This is a genomic window from Erwinia sp. V90_4, from assembly GCF_029967685.1.
Classification (GTDB): Bacteria; Pseudomonadota; Gammaproteobacteria; order Enterobacterales; family Enterobacteriaceae; genus Erwinia; species Erwinia aphidicola.
In genome coordinates this window covers 1-22,186 of sequence record NZ_JASCAQ010000074.1, presented here as the reverse complement: position 1 = coordinate 22,186, position 22,186 = coordinate 1, and the positions used below count along the sequence as shown (strand labels likewise).

19 protein-coding genes are annotated in these 22,186 nt (G+C 55.3%); 7 read left to right on the top strand and 12 right to left on the bottom strand.

The genetic code is table 11. The annotated features are described in order from the left end of the window. Positions 1–3: 3 nt before the first annotated feature. Genes thiC through thiH form a run of 6 tightly spaced genes read left to right on the top strand, consistent with a single transcriptional unit; the run spans position 4 to position 5,420 of the window. Positions 4–1,938, top strand: coding sequence for a phosphomethylpyrimidine synthase ThiC (gene thiC / locus QLG07_RS23505; RefSeq protein ID WP_282470269.1), 1,935 nt, complete (start codon positions 4–6; stop codon positions 1,936–1,938). Next, entirely contained in the window at positions 1,935–2,579 is a 645-nt protein-coding gene (gene thiE, locus QLG07_RS23500; RefSeq protein WP_099755100.1) for a thiamine phosphate synthase, read from the top strand. Before thiC ends, thiE begins: the two co-directional genes overlap by 4 nt. Then, positions 2,572–3,321, top strand: coding sequence for a HesA/MoeB/ThiF family protein (locus tag QLG07_RS23495; RefSeq protein WP_282470268.1), 750 nt, complete (start codon positions 2,572–2,574; stop codon positions 3,319–3,321). The genes thiE and QLG07_RS23495 overlap by 8 nt, the downstream gene beginning before the upstream one ends. Beyond that, the gene (gene thiS / locus QLG07_RS23490; protein WP_048914319.1) at positions 3,318–3,518 is read left to right on the top strand and encodes a sulfur carrier protein ThiS; all 201 of its coding nucleotides are present in this window, start codon (positions 3,318–3,320) and stop codon (positions 3,516–3,518) included. The genes QLG07_RS23495 and thiS overlap by 4 nt, the downstream gene beginning before the upstream one ends. A gap of 1 nt (position 3,519) precedes the next feature. Further along, positions 3,520–4,296, top strand: coding sequence for a thiazole synthase (locus QLG07_RS23485; RefSeq protein WP_282470267.1), 777 nt, complete (start codon positions 3,520–3,522; stop codon positions 4,294–4,296). Next, complete coding sequence (gene thiH / locus QLG07_RS23480; RefSeq protein WP_282470266.1) at positions 4,293–5,420, top strand: 2-iminoacetate synthase ThiH; 1,128 nt, start codon at positions 4,293–4,295, stop codon at positions 5,418–5,420. Before QLG07_RS23485 ends, thiH begins: the two co-directional genes overlap by 4 nt. Positions 5,421–5,548: 128 nt before the next feature. On the opposite strand, the gene QLG07_RS23475 is transcribed toward thiH, so the two are convergent. Then, positions 5,549–7,021, bottom strand: a complete 1,473-nt coding sequence (locus QLG07_RS23475; RefSeq protein ID WP_282470265.1) for a PLP-dependent aminotransferase family protein — start codon at positions 7,019–7,021, stop codon at positions 5,549–5,551. A 178-nt stretch (positions 7,022–7,199) separates the two neighbouring features. Here QLG07_RS23475 and QLG07_RS23470 point away from each other — a divergent pair, with 178 nt between their 5' ends. Continuing rightward, complete coding sequence (locus tag QLG07_RS23470) at positions 7,200–7,388, top strand: DUF1127 domain-containing protein (RefSeq protein ID WP_048914315.1); 189 nt, start codon at positions 7,200–7,202, stop codon at positions 7,386–7,388. Between the two features lie 70 nt (positions 7,389–7,458). Here QLG07_RS23470 and uraH read toward each other — a convergent pair whose 3' ends face one another. The 11 genes from uraH to QLG07_RS23415 all read right to left on the bottom strand — a co-directional run. Further along, positions 7,459–7,878, bottom strand: a complete 420-nt coding sequence (gene uraH, locus QLG07_RS23465; RefSeq protein WP_048914314.1) for a hydroxyisourate hydrolase — start codon at positions 7,876–7,878, stop codon at positions 7,459–7,461. A 102-nt stretch (positions 7,879–7,980) separates the two neighbouring features. After that, the gene (locus QLG07_RS23460; RefSeq protein WP_282470264.1) at positions 7,981–9,048 is read right to left on the bottom strand and encodes a DUF1176 domain-containing protein; all 1,068 of its coding nucleotides are present in this window, start codon (positions 9,046–9,048) and stop codon (positions 7,981–7,983) included. An 81-nt stretch (positions 9,049–9,129) separates the two neighbouring features. Continuing rightward, a complete protein-coding gene (gene rpoC, locus QLG07_RS23455) occupies positions 9,130–13,353 on the bottom strand; it encodes a DNA-directed RNA polymerase subunit beta' (protein ID WP_099754951.1) in 4,224 nt (1,407 codons plus the stop codon). Between the two features lie 82 nt (positions 13,354–13,435). Next, positions 13,436–17,464 carry a DNA-directed RNA polymerase subunit beta gene (gene rpoB / locus QLG07_RS23450; RefSeq protein ID WP_048914312.1) on the bottom strand — a complete coding sequence of 1,343 codons (4,029 nt, stop codon included), beginning with the start codon at positions 17,462–17,464 and terminating at the stop codon, positions 13,436–13,438. Positions 17,465–17,802: 338 nt separating this feature from the next. Continuing rightward, positions 17,803–18,168: a 50S ribosomal protein L7/L12 gene (rplL, locus tag QLG07_RS23445; protein WP_048914311.1), complete on the bottom strand. Its 366-nt coding sequence runs from the start codon at positions 18,166–18,168 to the stop codon at positions 17,803–17,805. 73 nt (positions 18,169–18,241) lie between these two features. After that, complete coding sequence (rplJ, locus tag QLG07_RS23440) at positions 18,242–18,745, bottom strand: 50S ribosomal protein L10 (RefSeq protein WP_282470263.1); 504 nt, start codon at positions 18,743–18,745, stop codon at positions 18,242–18,244. A gap of 422 nt (positions 18,746–19,167) precedes the next feature. Next, complete coding sequence (gene rplA / locus QLG07_RS23435; RefSeq protein ID WP_048914309.1) at positions 19,168–19,872, bottom strand: 50S ribosomal protein L1; 705 nt, start codon at positions 19,870–19,872, stop codon at positions 19,168–19,170. A gap of 3 nt (positions 19,873–19,875) precedes the next feature. Beyond that, the gene (gene rplK / locus QLG07_RS23430; protein WP_012439921.1) at positions 19,876–20,304 is read right to left on the bottom strand and encodes a 50S ribosomal protein L11; all 429 of its coding nucleotides are present in this window, start codon (positions 20,302–20,304) and stop codon (positions 19,876–19,878) included. Positions 20,305–20,462: 158 nt separating this feature from the next. Next, positions 20,463–21,008, bottom strand: coding sequence for a transcription termination/antitermination protein NusG (gene nusG, locus QLG07_RS23425; protein ID WP_017803043.1), 546 nt, complete (start codon positions 21,006–21,008; stop codon positions 20,463–20,465). Between the two features lies 1 nt (position 21,009). Further along, entirely contained in the window at positions 21,010–21,393 is a 384-nt protein-coding gene (gene secE / locus QLG07_RS23420) for a preprotein translocase subunit SecE (RefSeq protein ID WP_048914308.1), read from the bottom strand. Between the two features lie 269 nt (positions 21,394–21,662). Beyond that, a partial coding sequence (locus tag QLG07_RS23415; protein WP_282470262.1) for an EF-Tu/IF-2/RF-3 family GTPase occupies positions 21,663–22,186 on the bottom strand: 524 nt, incomplete at its 5' end.

Sequence of the window (22,186 nt, the reverse complement as noted above, 5' to 3'; positions counted from 1 at the left end):
GCTATGTCTATTGCTACTAAAAAAACCCATCGTCGTGAACAACGCGCCGCCGCACAGCAGTTTATTGACTCGCTGCAGGGCACTGCTTTCCCTAACTCTGAACGTATCTATCTGACCGGCTCCCGTGCCGATATCCGCGTGCCGATGCGCGCGATCCAGCTCAGCCCGACAGTGTCAGGCGGCAGTAAGGATAACCCTGAACTTGAAGCCAACGAGCCGATTCCGGTCTACGACACCGCCGGGCCATACGGCGACCCGCAGGCAACGGTGGATCTGCGTGCCGGGCTCAGCAAGCTGCGCCTGAACTGGATTGCCGAGCGTGGCGATTCTCAGGAGGTCACAGAGCTTAGCTCCGCCTGGACCCAGCAGCGCCTGGCCGATGAGGGGCTGGATCACCTGCGGTTTGATCACCTTCCACGCCCGCGTCGGGCGCTAAAGGGGCGCTGCGTCACGCAGATGCACTATGCACGGCGGGGGATCATTACCCCGGAAATGGAGTTTATCGCCATCCGTGAAAACATGGGCCGCGAGCGCATTCGTAGCGAGGTGCTGCGCCAACAGCATCCGGGTCACAGCTTTGGCGCGCAGCTGCCGCAGGATATCAGCGCCGAATTTGTGCGCCAGGAGGTGGCCAGCGGTCGGGCAATCATCCCGGCGAATATTAACCATCCGGAATCGGAGCCGATGATTATCGGGCGCAATTTCCTGGTGAAAATTAACGCCAATATCGGCAACTCGGCGGTCAGCTCCTCTATCGAAGAGGAGGTAGAAAAACTGGTGTGGTCGGCGCGCTGGGGGGCAGATACGGTGATGGACCTCTCCACCGGGCGCTACATTCACGAGACCCGCGAATGGATCCTGCGTAACAGCCCGCTGCCGATTGGTACCGTCCCCATCTATCAGGCGCTGGAGAAAGTTAACGGCGTGGCGGAAGATCTCAACTGGGAAATTTTCCGCGATACCCTGCTGGAGCAGGCGGAACAGGGCGTCGACTACTTCACCATTCATGCTGGCGTGCTGCTGCGCTACGTTCCAATGACCGCCAAACGCCTGACCGGCATTGTGTCACGCGGCGGTTCGATTATGGCGAAGTGGTGCCTGTCACATCATCAGGAAAGTTTTCTGTATCAGCATTTTCGTGAAATCTGCGAGATCTGCGCGGCCTACGATGTATCGCTGTCGCTCGGGGATGGTCTGCGCCCCGGCTCAATTCAGGATGCCAACGATGAAGCACAGTTTGCAGAGCTGCGCACGCTCGGGGAACTGACCAAAATTGCCTGGGAGTATGACGTACAGGTGATGATCGAAGGGCCAGGTCATGTCCCGATGCAAATGATCCGCGTCAATATGACCGAACAGCTGGAGCACTGCCACGAAGCGCCGTTCTACACGCTCGGCCCGCTGACCACCGATATTGCCCCCGGTTATGACCACTTCACCTCCGGCATTGGTGCCGCGATGATCGGCTGGTTTGGCTGCGCGATGCTCTGCTACGTCACGCCAAAAGAGCACCTCGGCCTGCCAAACAAGGAAGATGTCAAACAGGGGTTAATCACCTACAAAATCGCCGCGCACGCCGCCGATCTCGCTAAGGGCCATCCCGGTGCGCAGATCCGCGATAACGCCATGTCCAAAGCGCGCTTCGAATTCCGCTGGGAAGATCAGTTTAACCTCGCGCTCGATCCGCATACCGCACGCAGCTACCACGATGAAACCCTGCCTCAGGAATCCGGTAAGGTCGCGCACTTCTGCTCAATGTGCGGGCCAAAATTCTGTTCGATGAAAATCACCCAAGAAGTGCGCGAATACGCCGCACGCCAGCAGGCTGAAGCGCAGCCGATCGAAGTCGGTATGGCGCAGATGTCAGAAGAGTTTCGCCACCGTGGCGCTGAGCTTTACCACTGCGCCGATGCCCTGAAATCAGAGGAAAAAATATGAGCCGTGAAGCCTTTCCTGCAACCGCCGCCCGCCTGGGCCTTTACCCGGTTGTCGATACCGTGGAATGGATTGCGCGCCTGCTGGAGGCGGGCGTCCGCACTATCCAGCTGCGCATTAAAGACCGTGCGGATGAAGCCGTAGAACAGCAGATTGCCGAAGCGATCGCCCTCGGCAAGCGCTACCAGGCGCGGCTGTTTATTAACGATTACTGGCGGCTGGCGATCAAATATCAGGCGTATGGCGTGCACCTCGGGCAGGAAGATCTTGATGTCGCCGACCTGGATGCCATTCATGCTGCCGGGCTGCGGCTGGGCCTCTCCACCCACGATGATAGCGAGCTGGATCGGGCGCTGGCCGAGCGCCCTTCCTATATCGCGCTGGGCCACGTCTTCCCAACGCAGACCAAGGAGATGCCGTCCAATCCGCAGGGGCTGGAAGAGCTGACGCGCCATATTCAGCGGCTGCGCGGTATTTCCACGGTGGCGATCGGCGGGATCAGCCTGGCGCGTGCGCCTCAGGTGCTGGCGACCGGCGTCGGCAGTATTGCCGTCGTTAGCGCAATCACCCAGGCCGCCGACTGGCGTGACGCCACGCGCCGGCTGCTCGATCTCGCGGAGCCTGAGGGCGCGCCTCATGCTTAGCGACCAGGATTTTTTGCGCTACAGCCGCCAGCTGCTGCTGGAAGAGTTTGGGCTGGATGCCCAGGAGAAGCTCCAGGCAGCCAGCGTGCTGATTGTCGGTCTCGGCGGGCTGGGTGCTCCCGCTGCACTCTATCTGGCGGCAGCAGGCGTCGGCAAGCTGCTACTGGCCGATGATGACCAGCTGCACATAAGTAACCTGCAGCGCCAGATCCTCTACCGCAGCAGCGAAACCGGGCAGCCAAAGGCGGAGCTGGCGAAAAATCACCTGCTGGCGCTGAATCCGCAGATAGAGGCGATTGCCCTCAGCCGGCGGCTGGATGCCGATTCGCTGGCGGGGCTGATGAGCAGCGTTGATCTGGTGCTCGACTGCAGCGACAACATGCCAACCCGCCATGCGGTGAATGCCGCCTGTATTGCCAGCAATACGGCGCTGATCAGCGGCAGCGCGGTTGGCTTTGGCGGTCAGCTGCTGGTTCTGACGCCGCCGTTTGCCCACGGTTGCTACCGCTGCCTGTGGCCGGATGACAGCGAACCGCAGCGCAACTGCCGCACCGCTGGGGTGCTTGGCCCGGTGGTTGGCACCATCGGCACGCTGCAGGCGCTGGAGGCCCTGAAGATGCTGGCCGGGGAAGCCTCACCGCTCGACGGCAAGCTGCGCCTGTTTGATGGCCGCCAGCAGACCTGGCGCACTCTCTCACTGACGCGCAGCTCTGGCTGCCCGGTATGCGGGGTCGCAGCATGAAGGTGATTGTCAATGATGAAAGCCTGACGCTGGGTGGGGATGAAACGCTGAACGACCTGCTGCAACAGCTGCAGCGCCACCAGCCCGGCACCGCGCTGGCGCTGAATCAGGCTATCGTGCCACGCGAACGCTGGCCGCTCGTCCGCTTACAGGAGGGCGATGAACTGGTTATTTTTCAGGCCATCGCCGGAGGTTAATATGTTACAGATCGCAGATAAAACGTTCTCATCACGCCTGTTCACCGGCACCGGAAAGTTTGCCAGCCCGGCGCTGATGCTGGAAGCGATCCGCGCTTCCGGCTCGCAGCTGGTTACGATGGCAATGAAGCGGATAGACCTGCGCGGCGGCGATGACGGCATTTTGCTGCCGCTGCAGCAGCTCGGCGTGCAGCTTTTACCGAACACCTCCGGGGCAAAAACCGCTGAAGAGGCCATTTTTGCCGCCCGCCTGGCGCGTGAGGCGCTGGGCACACACTGGCTGAAGCTCGAGATCCACCCCGACGTGCGCTATCTGCTGCCGGACCCCATTGAAACGTTAAAGGCCGCGGAACAGCTGGTTAAAGAGGGTTTTGTGGTGCTGCCCTACTGCGGTGCCGACCCGGTACTCTGCAAGCGGCTCGAAGAGGTAGGCTGTTCGGCAGTGATGCCGCTCGGCGCGCCGATTGGCAGCAATATGGGGCTGAAAAGCCGTGATTTCCTGGCCATCATCATTGAACAGGCCAGTGTGCCAGTGGTGATTGACGCCGGGATTGGCGCGCCGAGCCACGCCAGCGAAGCGCTGGAACTGGGGGCGGATGCCGTGCTGGTGAATACCGCCATTGCGGTCGCACAAGATCCGGTGCAGATGGCGCGCGCCTTTAAGCTGGCGGTTGAAGCCGGTGATCTGGCGCGGCGCAGTGGCCTGGGCGGCACCGCGGCGCAGGCGGTGGCCAGCAGCCCGCTGACCGCGTTTCTCTCAGCCGGAGCAGGCGCATGAAAAGTTTTATATCGCAGTGGGAAACCATCGACTGGGACGATATCCGCATGCGCATCAACGGCAAAAAAGCCGCCGATGTCGAACGCGCTCTGAACGCGGCCAAAATGAACCGCGAAGACCTGATGGCGCTGCTCTCACCCGCTGCTGCCGCCTATATTGAGCCGATGGCGCAGAAGGCCCAGCGCCTGACGCGCCAGCGTTTTGGCAACACCGTCAGCTTCTATGTTCCGCTCTATCTCTCTAATCTGTGCGCCAATGACTGCACCTACTGCGGCTTCTCGATGAGCAACCGCATCAAGCGCAAGACGCTGAACGGGGAAGAGATCGCCCGCGAGTGCGAGGCGATCCGCGCCATGGGCTTCGATCACCTGCTGCTGGTCACCGGCGAGCATCAGACCAAAGTCGGCATGGACTATTTCCGCCAGCACTTTCCCGCCATTCGTCAGCGCTTCAGTTCACTGATGATGGAGGTGCAACCGATGGACGAGCCTGACTATGCCGAGCTGAAAACGCTGGGCCTTGACGGGGTACTGGTATATCAGGAGACCTACCACCCGGCGGTTTATAGTCAGCATCATCTTAAGGGTAACAAACAGGACTTTTTCTACCGGCTGGAGACTCAGGATCGTTTAGGCAGGGCGGGGATCGACAAGATCGGCCTCGGCGCGCTGATTGGGCTGTCGGACAGCTGGCGCACCGACTGCTTTATGCTGGCGGAGCATCTGCTGTGGCTACAGCAGCACTACTGGCAGACGCGCTACTCTATCTCCTTCCCGCGGCTGCGCCCGTGCGCGGGTGGCATTGAGCCGGCGTCGATTATGGATGAAGCGCAGCTGGTGCAGGTGATTTGCGCGTTCCGACTGTTCGCACCGGAGGTGGAGCTTTCGCTGTCGACGCGGGAATCCCCGCAGTTTCGCGACAGCGTGGTGCCGCTGGCGATCAACAGCGTCAGCGCCTTTTCAAAAACGCAACCGGGCGGCTACGCCGATAACCGACCGGAGCTGGAGCAGTTCGCCCCGCACGATGCGCGCACTGCGCAGCAGGTGGCCGAAGCGCTGGTGCGTGCCGGGCTACAGCCGGTCTGGAAAGACTGGGATGGATATTTGGGGCGCGCCACGCAATAAAATGTCGCCCGCTGCAACCGCGTTAAAAAGCCGTGAAGACGTTACGCAGCGTTGATATCACGGCCTTTTAACCCGAGCGATGGTCGCTATAGTGGCGGCGTGGGCAGCCTTCACGCCGCCCGCCAGGGTCAGCTGTGTTCCTTCTCGCTGACCCTGCCCTCTTCCTTCACCTCCATCGCCGGCAGGCAGCTTAGCATCGCCCGCTCAACCGCGGAGCCAAGTATCTCCAGCGCTTTTTCAATCTGTTCACTGAAAGCCTGGGCATAGCTGAGGCGCAGGCAGTTTCGGTATTTACCGGAGGCCGAGAACAGTGAACCAATCGCGACCTGAACGCCGGAAGCGCGCAGATCCTGATTGAGTTGCCAGGCATCAAAGGGTTCCGGCAGCTCTACCCAGATAAGAAAACCGCCCTGCGGGCGCGTCACGCAGATCCCGCAGGGAAAATGGTGCCGCACCCGGCGGGTAAACGTCTCCAGGTTACGTTGATAAAAACTGCGCATCCGCCGCAGATGCGGCTGGTAATGGCCCTGACGAATAAACGCCGCCACTGCCATCTGCGTCTGGGTGGCGGTCGAGCCGGTGCTGATATATTTCATATGCAGTACGCGGTCGAAATAGCGCCCCGGTACGACCCAGCCGACCCGCAGTCCGGGTGCCAGCGTTTTTGAAAAGGAGCTGCACAGCAGCACGCGGCCATCTGTATCCAGCGACTTGATGGTCATTGGCCGGGGATAGTCAAACGCCAGTTCGCCATACACATCATCTTCGATGATCGCGATATCGAAGCGCTGCGCCAGCGACAGCAGCGCCTGTTTACGCGCGGTTGGCATGACAAAACCCAGCGGATTATTGCAGTTGGGTACTACCACTACCGCTTTGATCGGCCACTGCTCGAAGGCCAGTTCCAGCGCTTCAAGGCTGATACCGCTGACGGAATCGGTGGGGATCTCAATGGCGCGGATCCCGAAACCGCGCAGAGTTTGCATGGTGCCGTGAAACGCCGGAGATTCAACGGCAACAATATCGCCAGCCTGACAGATGGCACGGATTGAAACCGACAGTGCTTCATGACAGCCGGTGGTGATAATCACGTCATCGGCCACCAGCTGACAGCCACTGTCAATCATCAGGCGGGCGATCTGTTCACGCAGCTCGGCCACGCCATACAGATTGTCATAGTTCAGCAGCCGCGGATCCTGCTGCTGCCCAAGGCGGCTGATGATTTTCCACAGGGGCTTCAGCGTTGGCGGGTCGATATTTGGCGTGCCGCTGCCTAACTGTAGAACGTCATTATCCAGCCGCGCATTAAGCAGCTCCATCACGGTATCCCACTGGGTAATCTCTACCGGGCGCTGTACCGGACGGGTAATGGGTGGCAACGGCGGTGCTGCCTTACGCGGCGTGACGAAGTAGCCGGAACGCGGCTGCGGGGTAATCAGCTGCTTTTCTTCCAGCAGGTAGTAAGCCTGCTGCACGGTGCTGATACTGACGCCGTGTTCGGCACTTAGCGCCCGCACCGACGGCAGCCTCTCCCCCGACTGATACAACCCCTGCTCAATACGCTGGGCCAGCAGTTCTGCCAGATGTTGATAACGCGTCATCGTATCCTACCTCGCCCATCACTTTGCCAGAAACCAGTACAGATGACGGCGAAAATCACCATTCAGAGCCAATTTCGCCCATTCTGTATGTCAATTAAATGTGTTTTTTGCATCTGTATCCTGAATCACATTACAGACAAAATAGCAGTCAGACAACGGGATTGATGAGGAGGCAATAATGGAGTTTGAAGCAAACAGAGCAGCGAAGCCTTTTAGCTGGGCACTGATTAAAGCGATCTTTATTGTGCCTTATCGACGCTGGCAGGCACGCCGACTGCGCGCCTGCACCCGACAGATTTTATCAAGGCTGAGCGCTGCGCAGCTGAAAGATATCGGGCTGACCTGCGAGGATGTCCGACGCTTATAGTGATGTGGCTTGGGTGAACGTTCGCACCCCGGGCAACGGAGCAGTCCTGGCTCCGTTGCCCTTTTTTTATTTAATTGCCGCGATAAGTCGAGTAGCCATACTGACTGAGCAGCAGCGGGATATGATAGTGCTCACCGCTTTTCTCCACGTGGAAGATCACCGGGATCTCCGGGAAGAAGGTGGGCTGACTGTGCTGTTTATAGTAGTCACCGGTTTTGAATACCACTTTGTAATCACCCTCTGCCATGCTTTTTCCTTCCGGGTAAAGCGCAGCAATACGGCCATTCTTATCGGTTACGCCAGACGCCAGTTTGACCCACCCCTGCTGCTGCTGCTGCTCCAGCTCAACCGTGACGCCAGCCGTCGGCACGCCGGTCTGCAAATTCAGTACGTGCACGCTCAGCGGATTCTTTACGCCTTCACCTGCGGCTAATGCCGGTAATGAACAGGCGGCGAGGCTTGCCAGCAAAACAGCTTTCATGACTTTCATAGGATTTCCTTATAGTGAGATTCCCGCTGAAGATAGCAGCCACGCCAGCAGCTCACCAATTAGCGGCTAAATATGTGAAATTTCCTACAAACTGCCGGGCACTTATTTCGCCGCGGCGCTGCTCCAGACCGACGGCCAGTCACCCGGCTCTCCGCCGTTACAGCTGGGCTGGCTATTATAGTGGGTCAGATGGAAGGTTTTGCCGTCATATTTCCAGCCGCCACTTTCACCACAGTCAGCGATACCACGACCACGACCGGAGAAGAACAGCTCACCGGTTTTAGGGTCATAATCTGCTTCAGTAAACATACTCTCTATCTGCGCTTGACCCTGCTCATCTTTGAGCGGTAACGGCAGGGTCAGCTGTTTTGCATCCTGCGGGTTAGCGCGCGCGCTGATAAACAGCAGGCTGGAAGATTGATAGGCACCCAGGCCGCAGTTGACCAAAACCAGCGCCTGACGATCGTTAAGCGGCTGCGCATGACTGCGTGCGCGCGTCTCTAGATCCTGATCGCAGTACTGGTCTGCCAACAGCTTGCCGTTCGCGGCGAGAGCGCCATCAATCAGCGCGGCCTCATTGGTTAGCGGCATCACTGCTGGCGGCGAAAAATTCAATGCCGGGCCATCGGGGCGCGCCGGCACTAAATCCGGCTCATTGTTGCCGACCTTCAGTAAGGCGGTCTGATTATTGAGCCGGCCCTGGCGGTCGTCCACCAGCAGCAGCGCGGCGTTTAATCCGCTCAGTGAAGCCGCACCCTGGTCAGAATCAGCGGTTACAGAGACTTCCAGCGCGTTTTTGCTGGCCTGCACCCACTGCTGAATGTCACTCAGTTTGTCGGTCCCGCCGCCGCCAAAATCGCCGTTTTCACCCGCCGCCGTAATGGGAATATCGGAGTGCCAGGGCTTGCCGTCCAGCCAGATCCCTTCGGGTTTTTGCTCGCCAAAAGCCTGGAAAGCCAGAGAGGCTTTACCGTTGACGCCCGCCTCGCGCGTGATAATGATGCGCAGGCCCTCGTCCATATTGCGCACATCGCAGTCGTTAAGATTGTTGCAGGTCACCTGCCAGTTTTTAAACACCTTTTGTACCGGCGCATTCACCCACTCTTGTGCCTGAATCCCCGCGCTAAATACCAGCAGCGCCAGCGCCACGAAACCCCTTTTGCTTTGCATCATTTCTCCCTGTCACTTTTCCTTAGGCCAAAAAAAAACCCCGCCGGAGCGGGGTTTTACTATGCCATAAGCGATTGACGATTACTCGTCGTTACCGCCCAGGTTGCCTGCGTTAAGCAGTTCAGCCAGGCTGGCCGACGCTTCGTCAGCAGTGACGACTGGCACGATGGGTGCCTCGCCCGCTGCTTTACGACGCATACGGTCCTGGTGATAAGCGTAACCGGTACCGGCTGGGATCAGACGGCCAACGATGACGTTCTCTTTCAGGCCGCGCAGTTCGTCGCGTTTACCCGCAACGGCTGCTTCGGTCAGTACGCGCGTGGTTTCCTGGAACGATGCCGCAGAGATGAACGACTCGGTAGCCAGGGAAGCCTTGGTGATACCCAGCAGGTCTCGTGCAAATGTTGCAGAGATTTTGCCGTTAGCTTCCAGATCGCGGTTAGCGATCTTAACGCGTGAGAACTCAACCTGCTCACCGTCGAGGAAGTCAGTACCTCCAGCGCTGGCGATGGTAGCTTTACGCAGCATCTGACGCACGATGACTTCGATGTGCTTATCGTTAATCTTAACGCCCTGCAGACGGTAAACTTCCTGCACTTCGTTAGTGATGTAACGGGTCACCGCATGCACGCCGCGCAGACGCAGGATGTCATGTGGAGACTCTGGGCCATCGGAAACAACATCACCGCGCTCTACGCGTTCACCTTCGAACACGTTCAGCTGACGCCATTTCGGAATCATCTCTTCGTAGTGATCGCTACCGTCGATTGGTGTGATCACCAGACGACGCTTGCCTTTGGTCTCTTTACCGAAGGAGATGATGCCGCTGATCTCAGCCAGGATTGCCGGCTCTTTCGGACGACGGGCTTCGAACAGGTCAGCAACGCGTGGCAGACCACCGGTGATGTCCTTGGTACCGCCAGATTCCTGCGGTACACGCGCCAGGGTGTCACCAGAACTGATCTTGATGCCATCTTCCAGCTGCACAATCGCTTTACCCGGCAGGAAGTACTGAGCAGGCATATCGGAGCCTGGGATCATTACGTCGTTACCGTTAGCATCAACGATTTTCAGGGCTGGACGCAGATCTTTACCACCCGCAGTACGTTCCGCACTGTCGAGGATAACCAGAGAGGAGAGACCGGTCAGGTCATCCGTCTGGCGGGTAATGGTCTGGCCATCAATCATGTCAGTGAAGCGAATGAAACCGCTCACTTCGGTGATTACCGGCATGGTGTGCGGATCCCAGTTTGCTACGGTTTCGCCCGCTGCAACCTGCTCGCCGTCGCCTTTCGCCATGGTAGAACCGTAAGGAACTTTATAGCTCTCTTTGGTACGACCAAATTCGTCGATCATCTTCAGCTCGGTGTTACGCGAGGTAACAACCAGCTTGCCAGCGGAGTTGGTAACCGACTTGGCGTTGATCAGCTTCAGCGTACCTTTGTTCTTCACCTGAATGCTGGATTCAGCAGCCGCACGAGATGCCGCACCACCGATGTGGAACGTACGCATCGTCAGCTGTGTACCCGGCTCACCGATGGACTGTGCCGCGATAACGCCGATGGCCTCACCTTTGTTGATGATGTGACCACGTGCCAGGTCGCGACCGTAGCAGTGTGCACACACGCCGAAGTCAGTTTCGCAACTTACTACGGAGCGGACTTTCAGGCTGTCAACAGAGTGCTCTTCCAACAGGTCACACTGCTGTTCGTGCAGCAGCGTGTTGCGTGGCAGCAGGATGTCAGCAGTACCCGGCTTGAGAACGTCTTCTGCAGTCACACGACCCAGTACACGCTCACGCAGCGGCTCTTTCACGTCGCCACCTTCGATGACCGGGGTCATCATGATGCCTTCGTGCGTACCACAGTCATCTTCAGTCACCACCAGGTCCTGCGCGACGTCAACCAGACGACGAGTCAGATAACCGGAGTTAGCTGTTTTCAGTGCGGTATCCGCCAGACCCTTACGAGCACCGTGTGTAGAGATGAAGTACTGGAGTACGTTCAGACCTTCACGGAAGTTCGCGGTGATTGGCGTTTCGATGATGGAGCCATCTGGTTTAGCCATCAGACCACGCATACCGGCCAGCTGACGAATCTGCGCTGCAGAACCACGCGCACCGGAGTCGGCCATCATAAAGATGCTGTTGAAGGAAACCTGACGCTCTTCTTCACCGTCGCGGTTGATCACGAGTTCGGTAGAGAGGTTTTCCATCATCGCTTTAGCAACGCGTTCGTTGGCCGCAGCCCAGATATCGATCACTTTGTTGTAGCGCTCGCCAGCGGTAACCAGACCAGACTGGAACTGCTGCTGGATCTCTGCCACTTCGGCTTCCGCTTCGGTGATGATTTCCACTTTCTTCTCTGGGATCACCATGTCGTCGATACCAACAGACGCACCCGAGCGTGCCGCATAGGCAAAACCGGTGTACATGGTCTGGTCAGCAAAGATAACGGTCGGCTTCAGGCCCAGGATGCGGTAACAGGTGTTCAGCATCTTGGAGATAGCTTTCTTACCCAGCGCCTGGTTGACGATGGAGTAAGGCAGACCTTTAGGTACGATCATCCACAGGATGGCGCGGCCAATGGTGGTGTCGATGATGCTGGTTTTAGCAACCCATGCACCCTGCTCGTTTTTCTCGTGCTCGGTGATACGCACCTTAACGCGAGCGTGCAGAGACGCGTGGCCGGCGCGGTAAACACGCTCAGCTTCTTTCGGGCCAGTCAGCACCATGCCTTCGCCTTTGGCGTTAACACAGTCGCGGGTCATGTAGTACAGACCCAGTACAACGTCCTGAGAAGGAACGATGATTGGCTCGCCGTTCGCAGGTGACAGGATGTTGTTGGTAGACATCATCAGCGCACGCGCTTCCAGCTGAGCTTCCAGCGTCAGCGGAACGTGTACCGCCATCTGGTCACCATCGAAGTCGGCGTTGTATGCCGCACAGACCAGCGGGTGCAGCTGGATAGCTTTACCTTCGATCAGTACTGGCTCAAACGCCTGGATGCCCAGACGGTGCAGAGTGGGTGCACGGTTCAGCAGGACCGGGTGTTCGCGGATCACTTCATCCAGGATATCCCAGACGACAGACTCTTCACGCTCAACCATTTTCTTAGCAGCTTTGATGGTGGTAGCAAGACCACGCAGCTCCAGCTTGCCGTAGATGAACGGTTTGAACAGCTCCAGTGCCATTTTCTTCGGCAGACCACACTGATGCAGACGCAGGTATGGACCTACGGTGATAACCGAACGACCAGAGTAGTCGACACGTTTACCCAGCAAGTTCTGACGGAAACGACCCTGCTTACCTTTGATCATATCGGCCAAAGATTTCAGAGGACGCTTGTTAGAACCGGTGATCGCACGACCGCGACGGCCGTTATCCAGCAGCGCATCGACCGCTTCCTGCAGCATACGTTTTTCGTTACGTACGATGATATCTGGCGCAGCCAGATCCAGCAGGCGTTTCAGACGGTTGTTACGGTTGATTACGCGACGATACAGATCGTTCAGATCTGAAGTGGCGAAACGACCGCCGTCCAGCGGCACCAGCGGACGCAGGTCCGGTGGCAGTACAGGCAGCACGGTCAGGATCATCCACTCTGGCTTGTTACCAGACTGAACGAACGCTTCCAGCAGCTTGATACGCTTGGTCAGTTTTTTACGCTTGGTTTCGGAGTTAGTTTCGTTCAGCTCTTCACGCAGCTGCTCGCACTCTTGCTCCAGGTCCATGTTTTTCAACAGAGCCTGTATCGCTTCCGCACCCATTTTAGCGTCGAATTCGTCACCAAACTCTTCCAGCGCGTCGAGATACTGCTCTTCAGTCAGGATCTGGCGCTTTTCAAGGTTGGTCATGCCGCCTTCGATAACCACGTATGATTCGAAGTACAGAACACGTTCGATATCACGCAGTGGCATATCCAGCAGCAAACCGATGCGCGAAGGCAGCGATTTCAGGAACCAGATGTGCGCAGTAGGTGAAGCCAGCTCAATGTGGCCCATGCGCTCACGGCGAACCTTGGTCTGTGTAACTTCAACGCCACACTTCTCACAGATTACACCACGGTGTTTCAAGCGCTTGTACTTACCGCACAGGCACTCATAGTCTTTTACTGGCCCGAAAATACGCGCACAGAAAAGACCGTCACGTTCAGGCTTGAACGTACGGTAGTTAATGGTTTCCGGCTTTTTAACTTCACCAAAAGACCATGAACGGATCATATCTGGCGATGCCAGAGCGATCTTGATCGCATCAAACTCTTCGGTCTTAGTTTGCGCTTTCAGAAACTTAAGTAAGTCTTTCACGGATTAGCTCCCGTCGGAGTGAGACTTCTCAGGGACGCCTGGAGTGACCCGGGCGCCCTGTAACCAGTACAAATTCGAGTGCTTACTCGTCTTCCAGCTCGATGTTGATACCCAGCGAGCGGATCTCTTTCAACAGTACGTTGAAGGATTCCGGCATGCCCGGTTCCATCTGATGATTGCCGTCAACGATGTTTTTATACATCTTGGTACGGCCGTTGACGTCATCAGACTTCACGGTCAGCATTTCCTGCAGGGTATACGCGGCACCGTATGCTTCCAGTGCCCACACTTCCATCTCACCGAAGCGCTGACCACCGAACTGAGCTTTACCACCCAGCGGCTGCTGAGTAACAAGGCTGTAAGAGCCGGTAGAACGCGCATGCATCTTGTCATCAACCAGGTGGTTGAGTTTCAGCATGTACATGTAGCCAACGGTAACCTGACGTTCGAACTGCTCACCGGTACGACCATCGAACAGGGTAATCTGACCAGAAGAAGGCAGACCGCCGAGCTGTAACAGCTCTTTGATTTCGCTCTCTTTCGCGCCGTCAAACACTGGCGTTGCGATTGGCATACCTTTTTTCAGGTTCTCTGCCAGACGCAGCACTTCGTCGTCGGTGAAGGTGTTCAGGTCAACTTTCTGGCGCAGATCGCTACCCAGATCGTAAGCACGCTGAATGAACTCACGCAGCTTGGACACTTCTTCCTGCTTCTTAAGCATAGCGTTGATCTTCTCGCCAATGCCCTTCGCAGCCATACCCAGGTGGGTTTCAAGAATCTGACCGATGTTCATACGTGATGGTACGCCCAGCGGGTTCAGTACGATATCGACCGGCGTACCGTTCTCATCGTATGGCATATCTTCGATCGGGTTGATCTTGGAGATAACACCTTTGTTCCCGTGACGACCTGCCATCTTGTCACCAGGCTGGATCTGACGTTTAACGGCCAGATACACTTTAACGATTTTCAGCACGCCCGGTGCCAGGTCATCGCCCTGAGTGATTTTGCGGCGCTTCGCTTCAAGTTTCTTCTCAAACTCGTGCTTCAGCTCATCGTACTGCTCAGCCAGCTGTTCCAGCTGGTTCTGTTTCTCTTCGTCGGTCAGGCCAAGTTCCAGCCAGCGGTCGCGTGGCAGCTTGTCCAGTTTGTCCACTTCAATACCGCCAGCAACCAGCAGGTATTTGATGCGGCTGAACAGGCCAGCTTCGAGGATCTGCAACTCTTCAGACAGGTCTTTCTTCGCCTGCTTCAGCTGCATCTCTTCGATTTCCAGCGCACGTTTGTCTTTTTCCACGCCATCGCGGGTGAAGACCTGAACGTCGATAATGGTTCCAGACACGCCGTTTGGTACGCGCAGAGAAGAGTCTTTAACGTCAGACGCTTTCTCACCGAAGATGGCACGCAGCAGTTTCTCTTCTGGCGTCAGCTGGGTTTCACCTTTTGGCGTAACCTTACCGACCAGAATGTCACCACCGGTCACTTCCGCACCGATATAGACGATACCGGATTCATCCAGTTTGGAGAGCGCAGCTTCACCGACGTTAGGAATGTCGGCAGTGATCTCTTCCGGCCCCAGCTTGGTGTCACGAGACACACACGCCAGTTCCTGGATGTGGATTGTCGTGAAGCGATCTTCCTGTACCACGCGCTCGGAGACCAGGATGGAGTCTTCGAAGTTGTAGCCGTTCCACGGCATGAACGCGACGCGCATGTTCTGACCGAGTGCCAGTTCGCCGAGGTCGGTTGAAGGACCATCAGCCAGCACATCACCACGTTCAATTGGCTCACCCAGGTTCACGCAAGGCATCTGGTTGATGCAGGTGTTCTGGTTAGAACGGGTGTATTTGGTCAGGTTGTAAATGTCGATACCGGCTTCGCCCGGGTACATTTCGTCTTCGTTAACTTTGATAACGATACGGGATGCATCCACGTACTGAACGGTACCACCACGTTTCGCTACGGCGGTTACACCGGAGTCAACCGCTACCGCGCGTTCCATACCGGTACCAACCAGCGGCTTATCAGCACGCAGAGTTGGAACCGCCTGACGTTGCATGTTTGCACCCATCAATGCGCGGTTGGCGTCATCGTGTTCCAGGAACGGGATCAGTGACGCACCGACGGAAACCACCTGCTGGGTGGAAACGTCCATGTAGTCGACCTGATCGCGGCTGAACAGACTTGATTCGCCTTTGCTACGGCAAGTCACCAGATCGTCTACGAAGTGACCTTCGTCGTCGAGGTTGGTGTTCGCCTGAGCGATAACGTAGTTACCCTCTTCAATAGCAGAGAGGTAATGAATTTCGTCGGTCACCACACCTTCGCGCACGCGACGATATGGGGTTTCAAGGAAACCGTACTCATTCGTCTGTGCGTATACAGAGAGGGAGTTGATCAGACCGATGTTTGGACCTTCCGGCGTTTCGATTGGACATACGCGACCGTAGTGAGTCGGGTGTACGTCTCGAACTTCGAAGCCTGCACGCTCACGCGTCAGACCGCCCGGGCCGAGTGCAGAGATACGACGCTTGTGCGTGATCTCAGACAGCGGGTTGTTCTGGTCCATAAACTGTGACAGCTGGCTGGAGCCGAAGAACTCTTTCACTGCCGCAGAAATTGGCTTGGCGTTGATCATGTCCTGCGGCATCAGGGTATCCAGGTCGCCCAGGGACAGACGCTCTTTCACCGCACGCTCTACGCGCACGAGGCCAACACGGAACTGGTTTTCTGCCATTTCGCCGACGGAACGGATACGACGGTTGCCGAGGTGGTCGATATCATCCACTTCGCCAATACCGTTACGGATACCGATGAGCTTCTTCATCACCTGAATGATGTCGTCTTTGCTCAGGATACCGGAACCTTCGATCTCGTCACGCAGCAGAGAACGGTTGAACTTCATACGGCCAACCGCTGACAGATCGTAGCGGTCTTCAGAGAAGAACAGGTTCTCGAACAGGTTTTCTGCCGCTTCACGCGTCGGTGGCTCACCAGGACGCATCATGCGGTAGATCTCAACCAGCGCGCTCAGGCGATCGCTGGTTGGGTCGACGCGTACAGTCTCAGACATGTAGGCGCCGTGATCCAGATCGTTGGTGAACAGAGTTTCAATGCGCTTGTGACCGGACTGGCTCAGTTTGGCCAGCAGATCCAGCGACAGCTCCATGTTCGCCGCGATCAGCAGCTCGCCGGTGCTTTCGTCGATATAATCTTTAGCGACGACTTTACCCGCGATGTATTCAACCGGAACTTCGATGTGCTGGATGTTATCTTTTTCCAACTGACGAATATGACGCGCAGTAATGCGACGACCTTTTTCGACGTAAACGGTGCCGTTCGACTCGATGTCGAAGGACGCAGTTTCACCACGCAGGCGCTCTGGAACCAGCTCCATCTGCAGCTTGTTGTCGCGAATTTCATAAACCACTTTTTCGAAGAACAGATCAAGGATCTGCTCAGTGGTGTAATTCAGCGCGCGCAGAATGATGGTCGCAGGCAGTTTACGGCGACGGTCAATACGGACAAACAGGTTGTCTTTCGGGTCAAACTCGAAGTCGAGCCATGAACCACGGTAAGGGATGATACGTGCGTTATACAGCACTTTACCCGACGAGTGGGTTTTACCCTTATCGCTGTCGAAGAAGACACCAGGACTACGATGCAGCTGAGAAACGATAACGCGTTCTGTACCGTTGATGACAAAGGTACCGTTATCTGTCATGAGTGGAATTTCACCCATGTACACTTCTTGTTCTTTGATGTCTTTAACGGTGCCTTCCGGCGCTTCGCGCTCGTAGATCACCAGGCGCAGTTTTACGCGCAGAGGTGCAGAGTACGTGACGCCACGAATCTGACACTCTTTAACATCAAATACTGGTTCGCCTAAACGGTAGCTGACGTACTGCAGCTCAGAATTACCGCTATAGCTTTGGATCGGGAATACGGAACGGAATGCTGCTTCCAGACCATATTGACCTTCCGGATCTTGCTCGATGAACTTCTGGAACGAGTCAAGCTGGATAGAAAGGAGATATGGAATGTCCAGAACTTGTGGACGTTTTCCAAAATCCTTACGAATGCGTTTTTTCTCGGTATAGGAGTAAACCATAGGGTTCCTCAGCTCGCTGAAAAGTAGAACCTCTCTGTCCGTCCAGGGGGGACAGTTCATGCAACGCTGTTTTGTGTTGTGCAGAAAGCAGATCGCCTTCTGTAATACCTCTTTCTATCACGCTCAAATCATTTCATTGCCGTTCTGGACAGGGAGCCCATGCAGGGTGGCAGTATATTAAGTCGTCGATAGAGAAAGATATTAAGCTAATCAATGACTAAACAGTGTGAAATGTCATTGACGCTGTAGAGCGCAAAAAGGCTGGTGACCAAAAAGTCACCAGCCATCAGCCTGAATCACCCCAAAGGATTAATCAAGCTGCAACCTGAAAGGTTGGCTTACTTAACTTCAACTTCTGCGCCAGCTTCTTCCAGTGCTTTCTTCAGAGCTTCAGCGTCGTCTTTGCTGATGCCTTCTTTCAGGGCAGCAGGTGCAGACTCAACCAGGTCTTTGGCTTCTTTCAGGCCCAGACCAGTTGCGCCACGTACTGCTTTGATCACGGCAACTTTGTTAGCGCCGATAGCTTTCAGTACAACGTCGAACTCAGTTTTTTCTTCTACAGCTTCAGCAGCAGCAGCAGGACCTGCAACAGCAGCAGCAGCTGACACGCCGAATTTCTCTTCCATAGCGGAGATCAGTTCAACGATTTCCATTACAGACAGAGCTGCAACGCCTTCAATGATTTGGTCTTTAGTGATTGACATTTCGTGTTCCTAAATTCAGAAAGTAATTTTTTGTACGTTAGCAAATATACGGATAAGAAGAGCAGTGCGGCTATTAAGCAGCAGTTGCTTCTTTCTGATCGCGTACAGCAGCCAGAGTGCGAACCAGTTTGCCAGCAGAGGCTTCTTTCATGGTTGCCATCAGGCGTGCGACTGCTTCATCGTAAGTTGGCAGAGTTGCCAGGCGGTCGATCTGAGCCGCACTGATCAGCTCGCCTTCAAAGGCCGCAGCTTTAACCTCAAATTTTGCATTCGCTTTCGCGAACTCTTTGAACAGACGAGCAGCAGCGCCCGGGTGTTCCATAGAGTATGCAATCAAGGTAGGACCGGTGAACGTGTCTTTCAGGCACTCAAACTGAGTACCTTCAACGACGCGGCGCAGCAGGGTGTTACGAACAACACGCATGTATACGCCAGCTGCACGTCCTGCTTTACGCAGTTCGGTCATTTTGTCTACAGTAACGCCACGAGAATCCGCAACTACCGCAGACAGCGCGCCTTTGGCTACTTCGCTGACTTCAGCAACAATCGCTTGTTTGTCTTGAAGATTTAAGGCCATTAGCTTGTGCTCCTGGATTTTTGGCCGGGGATGGATTTCCCCGGAACTCACTTCACCTGAACCGCGTTACCACGGACAGGCGCTAAAACACGGTGAGCAGAATCCAGCAAAGACTATAAAAATATTCTTTTGGCTCTGTCACCGTCTACGCAGGAGATTAAGTTTCTTGCGAAACACCTGCGGTCTTGGACGGAGGCCAGGATAGGCCTGGCTCCAACCTAAAAATTCTTTCTAATACTTCGTCCTTCAAGCTACCGCTGCGTTAACTTCTTTCGCTCACCCCGTCACGTAGTGGACTACGCTCCTGGGATTCACTCAATTGCCGCCTTGCCGCAACTCAAATGACTCGATTAGTGGTTCTGTATATTTACAGAACAACGGGCGTAAGATTCTAGATGAAAATTTCGCCCGCGTAAAGCTGATTAGTTAGCAGCAGCGTTCAGGCCAGCCTGATCAACTGCAACACCTGCACCCATAGTGGTGGAGATGCTAACTTTCTTGATGAAAACGCCTTTCGCCTGAGAAGGTTTTGCTTTTTTCAGCGCAACCAGCAGGGATTCCAGGTTTTCTTTCAGCTTATCGGTATCGAAGTCAACCTTACCAATGGTGGTATGGATGATACCGTTTTTGTCGTTACGGTAACGAACCTGACCCGCTTTAGCGTTCTTAACCGCTTCAGCAACGTTAGGAGTTACAGTACCAACTTTCGGGTTTGGCATCAGACCGCGTGGGCCCAGAACCTGACCCAGCTGGCCAACAACGCGCATTGCATCTGGAGATGCGATAACAACGTCGAAGTTCATTTCGCCTTTCTTGATCTGGTCAGCCAGATCTTCCATACCTACCAGCTCAGCGCCGGCTGCTTTAGCAGCTTCAGCGTTTGCGCCCTGGGCAAATACGGCAACGCGAACGGAACGGCCAGTACCGTGTGGCAGTACAGTTGCACCGCGAACGTTCTGGTCAGATTTACGAGCATCAATGCCCAGGTTTACCGCTACGTCAACGCTTTCAACGAACTTGGCAGTAGCCAGTTCTTTCAGCAGAGCAACAGCTTCGTTGATGTCATACTGTTTAGTTGCATCAACTTTGTCGCGGATCACGCTCATGCGCTTGGTCAGCTTAGCCATTTCTTAGTCCTCTACTACCAGGCCCATGGAACGAGCAGTACCTTCAATTGAGCGAGTCATCGCTTCAATATCAGCACCAGTCATGTCCGCAGCTTTGGTTTCTGCGATTTCACGTACCTGAGCACGCGATACTTTACCTACTTTGTCTTTGTTCGGCTTGCCAGAACCAGACTTAATACCAGCCGCTTTCTTCAGCAGTACTGCTGCAGGAGGGGTTTTGGTAACGAAGGTGAAAGAACGGTCAGAGTAAACGGTGATCACAACTGGTGTTGGAAGACCTTTCTCCAGGGATTCTGTTTTGGCGTTAAACGCTTTACAGAATTCCATGATGTTAACGCCTTGCTGACCCAGTGCTGGACCAACCGGAGGACTTGGGTTTGCCATACCAGCTGCAACCTGCAGCTTAACGTAGGCTTGTACTTTCTTCGCCATGATAATTCCTCTATTGGGTAATAACGCTCCTGGTGGAGCTCCCCGTGATTAAATTTTTCACACGCTTTTACCAGCGCATAAAAACAAAAGGCGCGAAATTATAGTGCAATTTCGCGCCTCTCGCAACCACCTGATGCAGGCGATCGGTTACTTTTTTATCAGCCTTTCTCGACCTGGCCGAAGTCCAGTTCAACCGGTGTTGCACGGCCGAAGATGGAAACAGACACTTTCAGGCGGCTTTTCTCGTAGTCAACTTCTTCGACCACGCCGTTGAAGTCAGCAAATGGACCATCGCTCACGCGCACCATTTCACCTGGCTCAAACATGGTTTTCGGACGTGGCTTATCACCCACCTGCTGCAGGCGGTTCATAATCGCGTCAACTTCTTTGTCGCTAATCGGTGCCGGACGGTCAGAAGTACCACCGATGAAGCCCATGACACGCGGCACGCTGCGCACCAGGTGCCAGCTTGCATCGTTCATTACCATCTGTACCAGCACGTAGCCTGGGAAGAACTTACGCTCGCTCTTGCGACGCTGGCCACCACGGATCTCAACCACTTCTTCAGTCGGAACCATGACATCGCCAAACAGCTCTTCCATGTTATGTAACTTGATATGCTCGCGCAGCGATTGTGCTACACGGCCTTCAAAACCGGAAAACGCCTGAACGACGTACCAGCGCTTCTTTGGAGCTTCAGACATCTCAGAACCTCAGGCCAGTGATAAACGATACCAGACGAACCAGAATTCCATCCAGTCCCCACAAAATCAGTGACATCACGGCAGTGACCGCGGCAACGATTAACGTGGTGTGCAACGTTTCCTGACGAGTAGGCCAGATGACCTTACGAACTTCAGTGCGCGCTTCACGGGCGAAAGCCAACGTTGCTTTACCTTTGGTGGTCAGCAGGGCAATGCCAGCTGCTGCAGCCATCAGAACAACGACAGCCAGGGCACGCAGAGGTAATGTTACTTCACGATAATAGTAGTTGCCGGCGATAGCCACGGCCAGAAGGACGGCTACACCTAACCACTTCATCGTTTCCAGGCCGCGCCCGCTTCCTTGAGCTTCGGTATTAGCACTCATAAACCAACCTGCCACAATAAATCAGAAACACTTTTGCCCCGAAAGACGAGGCAACCGAACCGAATAATGCTGTTAGGCTTAACTCGGCATATCCTTTAATTCCAAGCCGCAGCTTGAAAACTATTGGCTTAACGCCGTGCTACAGAGCCTGCCTCAGCAATGATTATGGTCGAAAAAATCACTGATGAGTCAGGTTCTATGTTACAGCGTGCAAAAAGGGCATCAAATGATGCCCTTTCCATGTGCATTGCGTCAAATATTATCAGCGATTAAGCGATAACTTTAGCAACAACACCAGCACCAACGGTACGACCACCTTCACGGATTGCGAAACGCAGACCGTCGTCCATTGCGATTGGTTTGATCAGTTCAACAACCAGTTTGATGTTGTCGCCTGGCATTACCATCTCAACGCCTTCTGGCAGTTCGATGGTACCGGTCACGTCAGTTGTACGGAAGTAGAACTGTGGACGGTAGCCTTTGAAGAATGGGCTATGACGGCCGCCTTCTTCTTTAGACAGAATATAAACTTCTGACTCGAACTTGGTGTGTGGCTTGATTGAGCCTGGCTTAGCCAGAACCTGGCCGCGCTCAACGTCTTCACGCTTAATACCGCGCAGCAGGATACCACAGTTCTCACCTGCACGACCTTCGTCCAGCAGCTTACGGAACATCTCAACGCCGGTACAGGTAGATTTCACGGTGTCTTTCAGACCCACGATCTCAACTTCTTCACCCACTTTAACGATACCGCGCTCTACACGACCGGTCACAACAGTACCACGGCCGGAGA